Below are 15764 nucleotides of genomic sequence, written 5' to 3' on the forward strand. Positions count from 1 at the left end.
TACCTGGGCGACCGTCGGCTCCTGCGCACAGATCGGCAAGAACGTTCATCTTTCCGGAGGCGTCGGCATTGGCGGGGTTTTGGAACCGATGCAGGCTGGCCCAACCATCATCGAGGACAATTGTTTCATCGGCGCCCGCTCGGAAGTCGTCGAAGGCTGCATCGTGCGTGAAGGCTCGGTCCTCGGCATGGGCGTTTTCATCGGCAAGTCGACCAAGATCGTGGATCGTGCGACCGGCGAAGTCTTCTACGGTGAAGTACCGCCCTATTCGGTCGTCGTTGCCGGCACCATGCCGGGCAAGAATGTGCCCGGCGAAAACTGGGGCCCAAGCCTCTATTGCGCCGTCATCGTCAAGCGCGTCGATGAAAAGACCCGCTCCAAGACCTCCATCAACGAATTGCTGCGCGACTGAGCAACAAGCCAATGGGCAACAAGCCAATGTGCTGAAAACAAAAGGCGACGCTGACAGCGTCGCCTTTTTCATTTGAAACTGGCCGCCCCATCGGATGGCACAATGCCTCTTATCGGGCAATCCGGAGAGACATTGACGCCATCCTCCGGGGAGATTTCTTACCAGCCCTTCGGTTGCCCTGCGTATCCTATGTGTGAGGGGGACGAACGCATAGAACACTTGCAGGACGACCGACAGGCTCAGCTATCGCAACGAATTAGTTCTGGTAGCTGGATGGGGAAGCGTCGCCAAAGCGATGAGCCGAACCATCCTGATAGACAGGTGCGGACTGACGAATTGCAGCCGGAGCCGTGTAATCAATGTTGCTGCGGGTCGAAGCAACCGGAGTTTCACCAGGAAGAATGAAAGCCTTGTCCTGAGCAGCCATTTCAGGAGGCTGGCCAACGAACGGGTTTTCGGCATAAGCAGCACCGGCGCTAAGAGCGACAGCAAGAGCGGCGAGAGCAAACTTCTTCATTTCTTCATTCCTTCTTTTCATAGCGTCCCCGCAATATCGGCACTTCGCGCCGACGAGATCGCGCCTCGAATTTACGGGGGACTTTCGGTTAACTGGGCCTTCGTGGCCCGCCCCTTGGTGTCAGGCACATCTGGGAGGAAATGCACCGACACATGAGGGAATACATGCAATTTCGGTATTTCATTCATGCCCGATCCATTTGGACCGGAAAGACCAAAAGTCCGAACGGACTTTTAGTTCTGGTAAGAGGAAGGCGATGCGTCACCAAAGCGATGAGCCGAACCGTCCTGATAGACAGGAGCCTTGATCGAGGCAGGAGCTGTGTAGTCGACCTTCTGGGAAGCGACCGGGGTGCGGTCGTTTGCATAAAGATCGGCAGGTTCACCGACATGTGGATTTTCTGCAAAAGCGGCACCGGCACTAAGCGCGAGGGCAGCGGCAGCAAGAACAATCTTCTTCATTTTCCTATCTCCTTGGAAAGTGGAGCGGCGTTTTGTTCGTCGTTCCGATGCACCTGAAATGGGTGACAGTGAGCGAAAGTTCCAGTCACGAAATTGTTTTCTTAATCACACATTTGTGCAGCCTAATATTTGGATGGCAGCGATTTCTCTTCTAAAAACACAACAAAAACATATAGTTGATTGATATACCAGCATTCACGCAACTGTTATAAAGGACTTTTTGTTCAAAAAACACAAACAGTCTGTCTCAATATATTGTCCAATTATATTGAACAATGACACTATTCCTGAAAAATAGAGGATAGTTTGCGAACAGTGTGCATCACGGAAATAATCCCTGTTTTGCCGCTGGCATCAATCAATGGGTCAAATCAGCAAGCTCTAAAAAGAAAAGCCGCATCGAAATGCGGCCGACAACAGTTCACGGATTGACTGAAGCAGCGCTCATTCGAACGCTGCCGAGATTTAATTGTTTGCGACAGCGACAGAGCGTCCTGCGATGGAAACCCATTGACCGGAATTGGCTGGCGACTGCATCTTGATATAGCGATATGAAGTCTTCTCGACCGGCAACACCTCGTCGCGCAGATTGTCGAGGATGTAATCGCCATGATCGGTGCGCACCGTCAAGACGACATGCGGCTCGCTGCCCTGCACCATGGTGATGAGAAGCTGCGACGGGCTGATGCCCCGCGCCATCAGTTGCGCCCGCTTCATCAGGACATAGTCTTCGCAATCGCCCTTGCCGTTGACGGGAATGGTCCAGTAATCGCGCTTGCCGTAATTATCCTGATCGGAAACCGGTTTGATACGCCGATTGACGGCACTGCTGACCGATTGCAACAGCTTCATGCGCTGCGGGGTCAGCTTCATGGGCGGCAACACACGGTGTGCACCGCAATCGCGCCGATTGCGATCACAATAATCTTTGTGTCCATAAGGAATGCTTGTAAACCCGCCAGTTTCACTCCATTGCGCGGCCTTGGCCGGTATCGTCGTTGCCCCAAAGAACACCATCATGCCTGCTATCGCAGAAGTGACAAAACGCATGCGCTATTTCCCATTTTAAAAGAGTCCCCGTCGACCGGCCCTTTGCGGGTCTCGTTATCAACTTATTTTTAACTAACGATGACAGGGCACCTCCGGTCAAGGAAATTTCGTTCCCAAATTGAAACCGGGTGAGAAAAACAAGTGAAAGGCGAAAATCGCCTCTCCCGCGCAACCGCCGGAATTTACCCCGACTTCCTCCGAAACCGCTTCGCACTTTTCGGGATGCAGTTGTTTGCCACGCGCATCTTATTCCGAAAACCGCTTCGCACTTTTCGGGATGCAGTTGTTTGCCGCGCGCATCTTATTCCGAAAACCGCTTCGCACTTTTCGGGATGCGCTATAATCTCGCTATCAGACGATTCCTTTCAGAAGTCCCTATCTCATGCGTTTAGCCGTCAATCCCGCCGATAACCTTGCCGCCCTGATCCACTGCCCATCCGTAACGCCCGCCGAGGGCGGTGCGCTGACAGCGCTGGAAGCAATGCTGAAGCCGATGGGATTTTCGGTAGAGCGACCCGTTTTCCACGATGAAGGTACGCCGGATATCGAAAATCTCTATGCGCGCAAGTCGGGCAATGGCCCGCATCTCATGTTCGCAGGCCATACCGATGTCGTGCCGCCCGGCAATGAAGCCGACTGGAAACACCCGCCCTTCTCCGCCGCCATCGAAGACGGTATCATGTATGGCCGCGGCGCGGTGGACATGAAAGGCGGCGTTGCCTGTTTTGTGGCTGCAGTTGCCCGCCATATCGAACAGCACGGCAACATCAAGGGCAGTGTTTCCTTTCTCATCACCGGTGACGAGGAAGGTCCGGCCATCAATGGCACTGTCAAGCTTCTCGATTGGGCAAAAGAGCGCGGCGAAAGCTGGGATGCGTCCATCGTCGGCGAGCCGACCAACCCCAACGCGCTAGGCGACATGATCAAGATCGGACGGCGCGGTTCGCTCTCCGGCACGATCACCGTTCACGGCGTGCAGGGTCATGCAGCCTATCCGCATCTGGCCGAGAACCCGGTGCGCGGCATCACAACACTGGTGGACAGCCTGCTTTATCCGGCTTTCGACGAAGGCACGGCGAATTTCCAGGCCAGCAATCTGGAAGTCACCACCATCGATGTCGGCAATAAGGCCACCAATGTCATTGCCAACAAGGCAACCGCCTCGTTCAATATCCGCTTCAACGACACATGGACAGCCGAAAGCCTGCAGGCGGAAATCATTTCCCGGCTGGAAAAGGCTGCACGCGACAATCGCCTGCGCCCAGGGCGCGAAACGCCGATCAATTATGAACTGACCTGGCGCGAGCATCCGAGCCATGTGTTCCTGACCCGCGACGAAAAGCTGATCGGCACGCTGACGGCCTCCGTCGAGGCGGTGACCGGCAAGCGCCCGGAACTTTCGACATCGGGCGGCACGTCCGATGCCCGCTTCATCAAGGATTATTGTCCGGTGGTCGAGTTCGGTCTCGTCGGACAGACCATGCATATGGTTGACGAGCGCGTGGCCCTTGCCGACCTCGAAGGCCTGACACAGATTTATGAACGTTTCATCGCCGATTTCTTTGGGTAGAGCATAATCCCGAAAAGTTGCATGACTTTCCGCCGGGATTACGCGAAAAATTGGGAATCTCATGCCAAGCCTGGATGATATTTTCAGATATTTCTGGGGCGTCTGGAAAATGATGCTCGGGCGCAAGGAAGGACTGACCTATCTCGACATTTCGGCCGAGGGCTTCTGGTCGTCCTTCTATGCGATAGCAATTGCGCTGCCGCCGCTCTTCGCAAGCTGGGTCGCCTATGCTGCGGATCTGACGGCAGGTCGCGAGGAAGCGGGCCTGCGCTTTGCCATCGTTACCCGCGCGGCCTTCGTGGACATAGCGGCGTGGATTATCCCGCTTGTCATCATAGGTCTTATCGCCAAACGGATCGGCATCGCCAAGCGTTATGCAGCCTTTGTGATCGCCACCAACTGGGGCAGCGCATTGCTCTCATGGATATTCGCACCGATCACGTTGCTGCAGCTGTTCTTCCCCGGCCGGTTCGACATCGCGACGCTGTTCGCCTTCATCATGTTCGGCATATCTATCGTGCTGAGTTATCGGCTGACATTCGTCGCACTGCAACGTCCGCACACCTATGCGGCGCCGTTCTACGCCTGCCTCATCTTTGGCTCGCTGTTCATGACCGTCCTGCTGCAGCAACTGCTCGGGATCGGTTTCGACCCGCACGCTTATTGAGCGAGATTGGCTCAAATACCTCGCTCTTGGAGCCTGAATCAAAAAGCGGCATGTGTGTGCGAAAATGGTGATTTTCGAGTACCGGAGCGGAGCGTACTTAAAGGTACGTGAGCACCGGAACGCAGATAAATTGCCATTTGCAGCCACACAGGGCGTCTTTTGGAACAGGCTCTAAAATGGAAAGGCGTAGTCGACGCCAACCAGATAAAGCCCATAGGGCGGGGCAACCTGGCCGCAAGCCTTGCGGTCACGCGCTTCGAGCGCGGCCTGCAGATCATCCGCCGTCCAGCGCCCGACGCCCACCTCCATCAGGCTGCCCGCAAAGGAACGCACCTGATTATGCAGGAAGGACCGCGCTGAAACACGCATTTCTACCATGTCGCCGTTGCGGGTGACATTGAGCCGGTCGAGCGTCTTGACCGGGCTCTTGGCCTGGCATTGGGTAGCGCGGAAAGTGGTGAAGTCATGCTCCCCCAACAGCCGCTGTGCCGCCTCGTGCATCGCTCCGGCATCGAGCGGCTTCTGCACCCACCATGCACGCTGATAATTGATAGCCAGAGGCGCACGGCGATTATGGATACGGTAGAGATAATGCCGGGCGCGCGCGGAAAAACGCGCATCGAATGTGTCGGTCGTCTTCTCGACATTCAGAATGCTGATGCGTTCATCTGCCATCACCAGATGCGCATTGACCGCATCGCGCACCTTGCCCGCGCCCCAATCCTTTGCAAGATCGACATGGACGACCTGCGCGGTCGCGTGAACACCCGCATCGGTGCGCCCCGCAGCACTCAGCGTCAGGTCTTCGCCGCAGAACTTCTTGAACGCCAGTTCGATGGCATTCTGCACCGCATGGCCGTTTTCCTGCCGCTGCCAGCCGACATAGGGCGTGCCGTCATATTCGACAGTGAGCTTGTAGCGCGGCACTGCCTACAGAACCTTCGTGACCTGTGCACCACGCAGAAATTCCTGCGCAGGCAATGGCTTGCCGCCGGAGCGCTGCAGCGTGACGAGCCGCACAGCACCCTCGCCGCAGGCAACCGTCAGGCGATCATCCAGCACCGTGCCCGGCGCGCCCGAACCTTCGCCCAGCGTGGAGCGCTGCAACTTCACGCGCTCGACAGCGCCATTGATTTCCATCTCGCACCACGCGCCCGGAAAGGGCGACAGGCCGCGAATGGTGTTGTGCACATCCGTTGCCGGCTTCGACCAGTCGATGCGCGCTTCGGCCTTGTCGATCTTGGCGGCATAGGTGACGCCGTCTTCCGCCTGCGGCTGCAAAGCAAGGCTTTCGCGTTCCAGCGCGCCCAGCGCGCGGATCATCAGGTCGGCGCCGATCATGCTCAGGCGATCATGCAGTTCGCCTGCCGTCATGTCGGGCGTGATCGCAACCTTTTCCGCCATGGCGACAGGCCCGGTATCAAGCCCCGCATCCATCTTCATAATCATCATGCCGGTTTCCGCATCGCCCGCCATGATGGCGCGCTGGATGGGAGCAGCGCCGCGCCAGCGCGGCAGCAGCGAGGCATGGCCGTTATAGCAACCAAGGCGCGGCGCATCCAGAATGGCCTGCGGCAGCAACAGGCCATAAGCCACGACAACCGCAACATCAGCCTCGAGACTTGCGAAAACGTCCTGCTCTTCCGCACCCTTGAGGCTCTTCGGCGTGAACACCGGAATGCCGAACTGTTCGGCCTTTTCATGCACCGGCGACTTGGTCAGCTCCAGACCTCTGCGGCCTGCCGGGCGCGGCGGCTGCGTATAGGCGGCAACGACCTCATAACCATGACCGATGATGGCGGTGAGGATCGGCACGGAAAATTCCGGCGTCCCCATGAAAACGACACGCATTAAAGCACTTTCTTCGATGCCCGCTGGCTGGCGAGCTTCTTGAACTTCTTGATAACCATATCGCGTTTCAACTTGGAAATATGGTCGATGAAGAGCACGCCGTTCAGGTGGTCGATTTCATGTTGCAGGCAGGTGGCCATCAATCCATCGGCCTCCATGGACTGCGGCTTGCCGTCGGCATCGAAATAATCGACCTTGACCGTCGCGGGGCGCTCGACCTCCGCATAATAATCCGGGATTGAAAGACAGCCCTCTTCATAGGTACTGCGCTCGTCGGAGGACTGCACGATCGTCGGGTTGACGAAGACATGCGGCGCCTTCGGCTCGCCTTCCTTGGCAAGGTCGATGACGAGCATACGGATCGGTTCCCCCACCTGAATGGCGGCAAGGCCGATGCCCGGCGCATCATACATGGTGTCGAACATATCGCTGGCGAATTTGCGCAATTGATCGTCGAAGCGTTCAACAGGCGCGGAAACCTGACGCAGCACGGGATCGGGAAGGATGATAAGCGGTTTTACAGACATGGGCTTTCACGTAATGGGTCGCGCGAGAATCGTCAATTCCACATTGCAAAATGTTCTTGTTTTGATCTCATCAAGGCGTCACGAATCAGTTAAGCTCCCTTCATGGAAAATCAGAACCTCTTGAATGAGCCGCTTCTACAGCTCGGCGCCACGTCCTTCACGCTCGGCAATATCCTGCTGGCGGGCATCGTCGTGCTTGTGCTCTGCCTGTGCGTTTTTCTCATTGCGGCGACACGTTCCGCACGGCTTCGCGCGGTCGCGGAAGCGCAGGCGGAGGACCGTGCCCGCGACGCGGAATTTCGCATGGCGGAAATCCTGAAGGCACAAGCCGAAATGCAGGGCCGGATGCAAACCATGGCGGAAGTGTTCGGCTCGCGGCAGGCCGAACTCAACCAGTCGATCCGCGAACGGCTCGACGGCATGACGCACCGCATCGGCCAGACCATGACCGAGCAGACCCGCTCGACGCATGAGAACCTTGCCAAATTGCAGGAGCGCCTTGCCGTCATCGACACGGCGCAGAACAATATCCAGTCGCTCGCCGGACAGGTGGTGCAGTTGCAGGCGATCCTCGCCAACAAGCAGACGCGCGGCGCTTTCGGCCAATCACGGATGGAGGCGATCATTGCCGACGGCCTGCCACAGGGCGCTTACGAGTTTCAGGCGACGCTTTCCAACAGCACCCGCCCCGACTGCTTAGTGCGGATGCCCAACAACGCGCCCTCTTTGGTGATCGACGCGAAATTTCCGCTCGAAGCCTGGAATTCCATGCGCGAAACGGAACAGCCGGAGGCGCGCAAGGCAGCCGTCGCCCAGTTCCGCCGCGACATGGAAGTGCATATCAAGGATGTCTCAGACAAATATCTGATCCCCGGCGAAACGCAGGATACGGCCTTCCTGTTCGTGCCGTCGGAATCGATCTTCGCCGATATTCACGAGCATTTCGAAGCTCTGATCCAGCGCGCGCACCGGGCGCGGGTGGTCATCGTCTCGCCTTCGCTGCTGATGCTGTCGATTCAGGTCATTCAGGCAATCCTGAAAGATGCCCGCATGCGCGAGCAGGCGCATGTCATTCAGGGCGAAGTGATCCGGCTGATGGAAGATGTCGGCCGCCTCGACGAGCGCGTGCGCAAGCTGCAAACCCATTTCGCACAGGCCAACAAAGATATTGACGATATTCTTGTGTCTTCCAACAAAGTGACCAAGCGCGGCGCAAAAATCGAGGCGCTGGAATTCGGCCCTGCGCCCACGGAGGAACCTTCACGCCCACAGGCCAGACCGACCGAACCGGGTCAGCTACGCCTGCGCGTAGTGGATGAGGATTGATCCTGTTTTCCCTCGTCCATCGAGACGGTGCTACGCACCTCCTCAGGATGAGGGAAACGCGTAGGCCCTATCAACTATTGTCTGACTGGCCGGTCCGAATGCCCCAGATCGCGTTCCGGCCAGACGAGATCACGCACGCGCTGCTTCAACACCTTGGCTTCGGGAAAGCCGCCGTCGCGCTTGCGTTCCCAAATGAGTTCCTCCCTGCTATCCGGCATATGAACGCGGATTTCAAACACTCCACCCGTGCCCGGACGCAACGCCACTTCACCTAAGTCCTGCCCGAAAGTCTGCAACAGTTCCTGCGCCATCCACGCAGCACGCAGCAGCCAGCTGCATTGGGTGCAGTAGGTGATGGAGATATCCACTGCACCCTTCATCTTATTCAGACTCTGCCGCCAGCACGCTGATAAGCACTTGTTAGCTGCACCGCCAACATTGCGGATAAAAGCTTTTCCATTTCCGAAACGTCAATCCGGCCTTCAGCATATGCAGCGTCAGCAGTATCTAATGCCTCGAAATAAGGCACCCTGTTTTCTACAATTTGTTCTGGAATAGCAGGAGAACCTGGAAGAATAGCATCCAACTTAACACATAATATTAAATAAGATAAAGTTCTTGAAGTCCGGCCATTTCCATCCGAGAAGGGATGTATCCAATTTAAGCGCCACATTACATATGCCGCCAGATGGATCGGGGTGGCTGTTTCCCAATTAGTATTCACATACTCGCAAAGATCTTCAACCAACTCAGCCACTAGATGCGCAGCAACTGGTTGATGTTTACTGCCCTGAATCTCGACTCCCGCCGGACGAAAATTTCCCGCATATCCGCTGAGTTCTGCAAGCGCCTCGCGTTGTAAACTTAAAATCAATGATACGCGAAGCTTGAATTGCTTTCGTTCGATAGCCTGAGCCACCACCTGCATGGCAACGTCAAATTGACGCAAGCCATTTCTAGCTTCCGTCTCCGCCTTTTTTTGAGGATCAGTTATGATCTCTGCTTCTAAAGCCACACTGTGACGCTGGCTTTCTGCTCCCCCACCCATAGCAAAAAGCTCCCCCAATTTACCGCAAGACTGATTTTAGTTTATCAGCTTGATCATCGATCATAGCTTTGGTGATCAAATCATTCTCAAATTTCGTATTGCCATAGGCAAAACTACGCCGTTGCTGCTCTCGATCTTGTGTCGACTGTTTTATTGTCTTGGCAGCCTCGATAAGTATTTTTAATGCGTCCGTCATTGCTAACCCCCTGATGCTTAGCCACATCATATCAGCCAAATCACATACCGATGGTTGCTCGATTTCGGCCAAAAATCCAGCAACAAATGATAATCTACCTTAGTATCCCAATATGGCGACACAAAGTTGATCAATCATCGCCCATCTTGAGTGCCTGAATAAAGGCCTCCTGCGGGATTTCGACCTTGCCGAACTGGCGCATGCGCTTTTTGCCTTCCTTCTGCTTTTCCAGAAGTTTGCGCTTGCGCGTCACGTCGCCGCCATAGCACTTGGCCGTCACGTCCTTGCGCAGCGCCGAGATCGTTTCGCGCGCCACGATGCGGCCGCCGATGGCCGCCTGGATCGGGATCTTGAACATGTGCTGCGGGATGAGTTCTTTCAGCTTCTCGCAGAGCGCACGGCCGCGCTTTTCAGCAGCCGTTCGGTGCACCAGCATCGAAAGCGCGTCAACCGGCTCTTCGTTCACGAGGATCGACATCTTGACCAGATCGCCCTCACGATAATCCGAAAGATTATAGTCGAACGAAGCATAGCCCTTCGAGATCGACTTCAGGCGGTCGTAGAAATCGAACACCACTTCGTTGAGCGGCAGATCATAGGTGATCATGGCGCGCGGACCGACATAGGTGAGGTCGATCTGGATGCCGCGGCGTTCCTGACACAGCTTCATGATCGCGCCGAGATAATCGTCCGGCGTCATGATGGTTGCCTTGATCCACGGCTCCTCGATGGAGGTGATTTTCACCACATCCGGCATATCGGCAGGGTTATGAAGTTCCTTCTGCGAACCGTCGATCATGTTCAGACGATACACAACCGAAGGTGCGGTCGTGATGAGGTCGAGATTGAACTCGCGCTCAAGACGTTCCTGAATGATTTCCAGATGCAGAAGACCGAGGAAACCGCAGCGGAAGCCGAAGCCGAGCGCCGCAGACGTTTCCATTTCGAACGAGAACGACGCGTCGTTGAGGCGCAGCTTGCCCATGGCGGCGCGCAGATCTTCAAAATCCGCTGCATCGACAGGGAACAGGCCGCAGAACACAACCGGCTGTGCGGGCTTGAAGCCGGAGAGCATCTTTTCCGTCGGGCGGCGATCTTCGGTGATCGTATCGCCGACGCGGGTGTCCGCCACTTCCTTGATCGAAGCGGTGATGAAGCCAAGCTCGCCGGGGCCTAGTTCGTCCACCTGAACCATCTTCGGCGTGAAGACGCCGGTGCGCTCCACCGGATATTTTGCGCCCGTGCCCATCATGCGGATGGTCTGACCCTTTTTCAGCACGCCGTCGATGACGCGCACCAGAACGATGACGCCAAGATAGGAATCGTACCAGCTATCGACCAGCATGGCCTTGAGCGGCGCATTGCGGTCGCCTTCCTTTGGCGCGGGCAGCTGCGTGACGATGGCTTCCAGCACATCCTCGATGCCAAGGCCGGTCTTGGCGGAAATATGCACGGCCTGCGACGCATCGATGCCGATCACTTCCTCGATTTGGCTCTTCACGCGCTCGGGCTCGGCAGCGGGCAGGTCGATCTTGTTCAGCACGACCACGATTTCGTGGTTGTTGTCGATGGCCTGATAGACATTGGCGAGCGTCTGCGCTTCCACGCCCTGGGAAGCGTCCACCACAAGAAGCGAGCCTTCGCACGCGGCCAGCGAGCGCGAAACTTCATAGGCGAAGTCGACGTGTCCGGGCGTGTCGATCAGGTTCAGCACGTAATCCTCGCCGTTCTTCGCCTTATAGGTAAGACGAACGGTCTGCGCCTTGATGGTGATGCCGCGCTCGCGCTCGATATCCATCGAGTCAAGAACCTGATCCTTCATCTCGCGCGTATCCAGCCCGCCGGTCAACTGAATGAGGCGGTCGGCCAGCGTCGATTTGCCGTGGTCGATATGGGCGACGATCGAAAAATTGCGAATATGGTCAAGTGGTGTGCTCATGCGCGCGATTTAACAGCAAGCCGCCAAATTTCAAAGGAGTATTCGCGCCAAAAGGCGGGAAAACCGGCAGCTTTCGCAATCGTGACAACAAGTCCCCTTTGCCTTGTGGCAAAAAGGCGATAAATCACCGCTCGAATAGCGTGCTTTCATGCAGGAGTTTAGGATGAAGACCGAACCGAACGAAGTCCACAACAGGCCGAAACTGGTCACCGTTTTCGGCGGCTCCGGCTTTGTCGGGCGCGCGGTCGTAGCAAGTCTCACCAAGCGAGGCTATCGCGTGCGTGTTGCCGTGCGCAAGCCGGAAGTTGCCTATTACATGGCCCCGCTCGGCAATGTCGGCCAAATACAGATGGTGCAGGCCAATGTCCGCAATCGCGCTTCGGTCGAACATGTCGTCAAGGGTTCGGACCATGTCGTGAACCTCGTCGGCATCCTTGCTGAAAGCGGCCGCCAGCGTTTCAATACCGTTCAGGTGCTGGGCGCGAAGAACATCGCCGAAGCCGCCAAGGCCGCAGGCATCCGCATGACGCATGTGTCCTCGCTTGCAGCCGACGTCAATTCGCCATCGGATTACGCACGCACCAAGGGCGAAGGCGAAAACGTCGTTCTTTCCGTTCTGCCGGAAAGCGTTATCCTGCGCCCCTCGATCATTTTCGGCCCCGAAGACCGCTTCTTCAACCGCTTCGCCAACATGGCGCGCTTCTCACCGTTCCTTCCCGCTATCGGCGGCGGCGAAACGAAGCTCCAGCCGGTCTATGTCGGTGACGTCGCGGAAGCCGTTGCCCGCGCTGTCGACGGCAAGCTGATGCCTGGCGGTGTCTACGAGCTTGGCGGCCCGGACGTGCAGCCGTTCAAAAACTGGATGAAGGATATGCTCAAGGTCATCGGGCGCAAGCGCATGATTGTTTCCATGCCCTGGTGGGTGGCTCGCCTGCAGGCATCGGTTCTCAGCCTGCTGCCGAACCCGATGCTTACCAATGATCAGGTGACGCTGTTGAAATTTGACAATGTCGTTTCCGAGAAAGCCATCAAGGAAGGCCGCACGCTGGAAGGCATGGGCATCACGCCGGAAGGTGTTGACGCCGTACTGCCATCCTATCTGTGGCGTTACCGCGTGGCTGGCCAGTATACCAAAACCGGCTTTGCGTGAGCCGCAGCCAAAAGCGGAGATCAATAAGGGGCTTTTGAGGCCCCTTTTCTTTGGTTAGAGCATTTCCAGCAAAAGTGTGAAACGGTTTTGCGTAGGATAATGCGACAAAACTGCTCTAGTTCCAGATCAGCAAGGCAGCGAGGCCTGCGGAACCGACGATCAGACGCCACCAGGCAAACAGCTTGAAGCCATGGCGCGAAACATAGTCGAGCAGATAGCGCACGACGAAAACGCCCGAGATGAAGGCCATTACGAAGCCGACGCCAATCAGCGCGCCGTCGTTGAACGACAGGATATTGCGACTCTTGTAAAGGTCATAGGCAAATGCGCCTGCCATGGTCGGCATGGCGAGGAAGAACGAAAACTCCGCCGCCGAGCGCTTGTCGGCACCCAGCAGCAGCGAGCCGACGATGGTGGAGCCGGAGCGTGACACGCCGGGGATCATGGCCAGGCACTGGATGAAGCCGATGGCAAGGCACATGGGCAGCGGATAATCCATCACATCGTGATAGCGCGGACGCAGATTGAGCTGGTCCACCCAGAGCAGAATGAAACCGCCGATGATCAGCATGATGCAGACCAGCATCGGTGTTTCGAACAGCACGCTCTTGATGAAGCCATGCGCCAGCGCGCCGATGACGGCAGCGGGCAGAAAGGCAACCAGAATGCCAAGAACAAAGCGTCGCGTGCGGGCATCGCGAGGAAAATCAGTCAGGATTTTCAAAAGTTTTGCCGAATAGACAGTCAGAATGGCCAGAATGGCACCCAACTGGATCAGCACCTCGAAGGTCTTTCCTGTGGATTCAAAGCCGAGAAAATGGCCGATCAGCAGCAAATGCCCGGTAGAGGAAACCGGGATAAATTCGGTCAAGCCTTCGACAAGACCGAGAAACGCGGCTTCCAGCAGATTAAAAACATCCATGAAGTCAGCACCTTAGAATAGTGGGCACGATGACGGTATCTGAGCCGGCTCGCATTAGCGGTTATGGAGACTAAAACGGGCACTTGCAGCGATTGCTTGTCTCACGCAGACATAGCCCTTATAGACTTTATATTCCGTTGAGGCGGCGTCGAATCGCTCGGTAGCAGGAATAGCCTGCTGCATGCGCAAACGCCAGCCGCCGTGCTAATCGCCGGACGTTCAATTCAAGCTTCAGTCGAGAGTATCGCGTCGATCATGCTTACGCTTTTTCATCATCCCATGTCCTCGGGTTCGCGCTATGTGCGGCTCATCCTCGGCGAATATGGCGTTGAAGCGGAGCTGATCGAGGAACGACCGTGGTCGCGCCGCAAGGAATTTCTGGCGCTGAACCCAGCGGGGACCCTGCCTGTACTCCTGGCTGAAAACGACCTTCCGGTCGTCGGCGCGACAGTGATTGCCGAATATCTGGATGAAACGCGCGGCGCGTTGAAACGCAGCCGCCGCCTTCTGCCGGAAAGCCCGATGGAGCGCGCCGAAGTGCGTCGCCTCGTTGACTGGTTCCTATTGAAATTCGAAAATGAAGTGACCCGCCACATCGCCCGCGAACGCGTGTTCAAGCTGCAGATGGCGGCGGAGATGGGCGGCAGTGCGCCGGATTCGACCGCCATTCGCGCCGCCCGCACCAATATCCGTCAGCACATGAAATATATCGACTGGCTGGCCGCGACCCGCGACTGGCTCGGCGGCGCGCATCCAAGCTATGCCGACACGGCGGCAGCGGCCTCCATTTCCGTGCTCGATTATCTGGGCGAAATCGAGTGGGGCGAAACCAAAGCGGCGCGCGACTGGTATGCCCGCATGAAATCGCGCCCGGCTTTCCGCCCGTTGCTGTCAGACCGCGTGCGCGGGCTTGCCCCGGTGGCCCATTATGGCGACCTCGACTTCTAGTTTGAAGACAGACAAGCTGAAGCGCTTCCTGATCGAAGAGGCGAAGGCGGTCGGTTTCGATGCCGTCGCCTTCACCACGCCGGATGCAATTCCGCAAGCGCCCGAACGATTGCGCCAGTATATTGCCGATGGCCACCATGCCGACATGGAATGGATGGAGGAAACCGAGGCGCGCCGCAGCGATCCGAGCGTGCTGTGGCCGGAAGTCCGTTCCATCATGATGCTGGCCATGAATTACGGGCCGGATGTCAATCCCCTCGCCATTCTGGACGAAAAAGACCGCGCGGCAATCTCGGTCTATGCGCAGAACCGCGACTATCACGACATCATCAAGGGCAAGCTCAAGCATGTGGCAAGCCGCTTTGCCGCCCGCGCCGGGCAGGACGTCAAGGTGTTCGTCGATACAGCGCCCGTCATGGAAAAGCCTCTGGCTGCGGCTGCCGGGCTTGGCTGGCAGGGCAAGCATACCAATCTGGTCAGCCGCGAGCTTGGCTCGTGGCTGTTCCTCGGCTCGATCTTCACCACGGCGGAAATCCCGCCAGACGAACCGGAACGCGACCATTGCGGCTCCTGCCGCGCCTGTCTCGACGCCTGCCCGACCAAGGCTTTCCCCTCGCCCTATCGCATCGATGCGCGGCGCTGCATTTCCTATCTCACCATCGAGAACAAGGGGCCGATTCCGCACGAATTCCGTAAACTCATGGGCAACCGCATCTATGGCTGCGACGACTGCCTTTCCGTCTGCCCGTGGAACAAGTTTGCGCAGGCAACCAACGAAATGAAGCTGAAAGCGCGTGACGACCTGAAAGAGCCGCGTCTCAGCGACCTGCTGGCGCTGGACGACCCGGCTTTTCGCACACTCTTTTCCGGCTCTCCGGTAAAGCGGATCGGGCGCGACCGCTTCATCCGCAACGTGCTGATCGCGGCGGGCAATTCCGACGATACGGCTCTTCTGCCCGATATCGAACACCTGCTGGAAGACGAAGCGCCTGTCGTGCGCGGCGCAGCCATATGGGCCTTGAAGCAATTGGCCGATCCTGACCGTGTGGCTGAAATGCAGAAACGTCTGGCCTCATCGGAAGAGGATGTTACGGTACGGGCAGAGTGGAATACCGCATCGGCCCGAAAATCGGAATCGATTTTCGGAAAGCACGATGCGTAGATTCAGTGGATTAGAGCG

Annotated in this window: 18 protein-coding genes; 7 read left to right on the forward strand and 11 right to left on the reverse strand. The window is 57.0% G+C overall.

The annotated features are described in order from the left end of the window. Nucleotides 1-412 (forward strand): 2,3,4,5-tetrahydropyridine-2,6-dicarboxylate N-succinyltransferase (locus JNC70_RS18845; RefSeq protein ID WP_374788857.1); only part of this gene is annotated, 412 nt, incomplete at its 5' end. Nucleotides 413-668: 256 nt separating this feature from the next. On the opposite strand, the gene JNC70_RS18850 is transcribed toward JNC70_RS18845, so the two are convergent. The 3 genes from JNC70_RS18850 to JNC70_RS18860 all read right to left on the reverse strand — a co-directional run bounded on the left by JNC70_RS18850 (nt 669) and on the right by JNC70_RS18860 (nt 2407). Continuing rightward, on the reverse strand, nt 669-929 hold the full coding sequence (locus JNC70_RS18850; RefSeq protein ID WP_374788858.1) for a hypothetical protein: 261 nt from the start codon (nt 927-929) through the stop codon (nt 669-671). Between the two features lie 233 nt (nt 930-1162). Further along, nucleotides 1163-1390, reverse strand: a complete 228-nt coding sequence (locus JNC70_RS18855) for a hypothetical protein (RefSeq protein WP_104755730.1) — start codon at nt 1388-1390, stop codon at nt 1163-1165. Between the two features lie 465 nt (nt 1391-1855). After that, nucleotides 1856-2407 carry a transglutaminase-like cysteine peptidase gene (locus JNC70_RS18860; RefSeq protein ID WP_104755773.1) on the reverse strand — a complete coding sequence of 184 codons (552 nt, stop codon included), beginning with the start codon at nt 2405-2407 and terminating at the stop codon, nt 1856-1858. Nucleotides 2408-2822: 415 nt separating this feature from the next. Between JNC70_RS18860 and dapE the strand changes: the two genes are divergently transcribed. Further along, complete coding sequence (dapE, locus tag JNC70_RS18865) at nt 2823-4010, forward strand: succinyl-diaminopimelate desuccinylase (protein WP_104755731.1); 1188 nt, start codon at nt 2823-2825, stop codon at nt 4008-4010. A 61-nt stretch (nt 4011-4071) separates the two neighbouring features. Continuing rightward, the gene (locus JNC70_RS18870) at nt 4072-4677 is read left to right on the forward strand and encodes a hypothetical protein (RefSeq protein ID WP_104755732.1); all 606 of its coding nucleotides are present in this window, start codon (nt 4072-4074) and stop codon (nt 4675-4677) included. Nucleotides 4678-4848: 171 nt separating this feature from the next. On the opposite strand, the gene truA is transcribed toward JNC70_RS18870, so the two are convergent. Genes truA through def form a run of 3 tightly spaced genes read right to left on the reverse strand, consistent with a single transcriptional unit; the run spans nt 4849 to nt 7055 of the window. Continuing rightward, a complete protein-coding gene (truA, locus tag JNC70_RS18875) occupies nt 4849-5604 on the reverse strand; it encodes a tRNA pseudouridine(38-40) synthase TruA (RefSeq protein WP_104755733.1) in 756 nt (251 codons plus the stop codon). Nucleotides 5605-5607: 3 nt separating this feature from the next. After that, nucleotides 5608-6528, reverse strand: coding sequence for a methionyl-tRNA formyltransferase (fmt, locus tag JNC70_RS18880; RefSeq protein WP_104755734.1), 921 nt, complete (start codon nt 6526-6528; stop codon nt 5608-5610). After that, nucleotides 6528-7055 carry a peptide deformylase gene (gene def, locus JNC70_RS18885; protein WP_104755735.1) on the reverse strand — a complete coding sequence of 176 codons (528 nt, stop codon included), beginning with the start codon at nt 7053-7055 and terminating at the stop codon, nt 6528-6530. The genes fmt and def overlap by 1 nt, the downstream gene beginning before the upstream one ends. Nucleotides 7056-7157: 102 nt before the next feature. Between def and JNC70_RS18890 the strand changes: the two genes are divergently transcribed. Beyond that, on the forward strand, nt 7158-8381 hold the full coding sequence (locus JNC70_RS18890) for a DNA recombination protein RmuC (RefSeq protein ID WP_104755736.1): 1224 nt from the start codon (nt 7158-7160) through the stop codon (nt 8379-8381). 74 nt (nt 8382-8455) lie between these two features. Here the strand turns inward: JNC70_RS18890 and JNC70_RS18895 are convergent, their stop codons facing one another. The 4 genes from JNC70_RS18895 to lepA form a co-directional block, all read right to left on the reverse strand. Continuing rightward, on the reverse strand, nt 8456-8761 hold the full coding sequence (locus JNC70_RS18895) for an Rdx family protein (protein ID WP_104755737.1): 306 nt from the start codon (nt 8759-8761) through the stop codon (nt 8456-8458). Nucleotides 8762-8766: 5 nt separating this feature from the next. Next, complete coding sequence (locus tag JNC70_RS18900; protein ID WP_104755738.1) at nt 8767-9429, reverse strand: Fic family protein; 663 nt, start codon at nt 9427-9429, stop codon at nt 8767-8769. Nucleotides 9430-9448: 19 nt separating this feature from the next. Next, the gene (locus JNC70_RS18905; RefSeq protein WP_167394062.1) at nt 9449-9625 is read right to left on the reverse strand and encodes a hypothetical protein; all 177 of its coding nucleotides are present in this window, start codon (nt 9623-9625) and stop codon (nt 9449-9451) included. A gap of 130 nt (nt 9626-9755) precedes the next feature. Then, nucleotides 9756-11564, reverse strand: a complete 1809-nt coding sequence (lepA, locus tag JNC70_RS18910) for a translation elongation factor 4 (RefSeq protein WP_104755740.1) — start codon at nt 11562-11564, stop codon at nt 9756-9758. 163 nt (nt 11565-11727) lie between these two features. On the opposite strand from lepA, the gene JNC70_RS18915 reads away from it, so the two are divergent. Beyond that, on the forward strand, nt 11728-12714 hold the full coding sequence (locus JNC70_RS18915; protein ID WP_104755741.1) for a complex I NDUFA9 subunit family protein: 987 nt from the start codon (nt 11728-11730) through the stop codon (nt 12712-12714). A gap of 115 nt (nt 12715-12829) precedes the next feature. Here the strand turns inward: JNC70_RS18915 and JNC70_RS18920 are convergent, their stop codons facing one another. Then, entirely contained in the window at nt 12830-13636 is an 807-nt protein-coding gene (locus JNC70_RS18920) for an undecaprenyl-diphosphate phosphatase (RefSeq protein ID WP_104755742.1), read from the reverse strand. A gap of 255 nt (nt 13637-13891) precedes the next feature. On the opposite strand from JNC70_RS18920, the gene JNC70_RS18925 reads away from it, so the two are divergent. Next, a complete protein-coding gene (locus tag JNC70_RS18925; protein WP_104755743.1) occupies nt 13892-14584 on the forward strand; it encodes a glutathione S-transferase family protein in 693 nt (230 codons plus the stop codon). Further along, nucleotides 14565-15746: a tRNA epoxyqueuosine(34) reductase QueG gene (gene queG / locus JNC70_RS18930; RefSeq protein WP_104755744.1), complete on the forward strand. Its 1182-nt coding sequence runs from the start codon at nt 14565-14567 to the stop codon at nt 15744-15746. Before JNC70_RS18925 ends, queG begins: the two co-directional genes overlap by 20 nt. The last annotated feature ends 18 nt before the right edge of the window (nt 15747-15764 follow it).

This window comes from Brucella oryzae (genome assembly GCF_041929965.1).
Lineage (GTDB): Bacteria > Pseudomonadota > Alphaproteobacteria > Rhizobiales > Rhizobiaceae > Brucella > Brucella oryzae.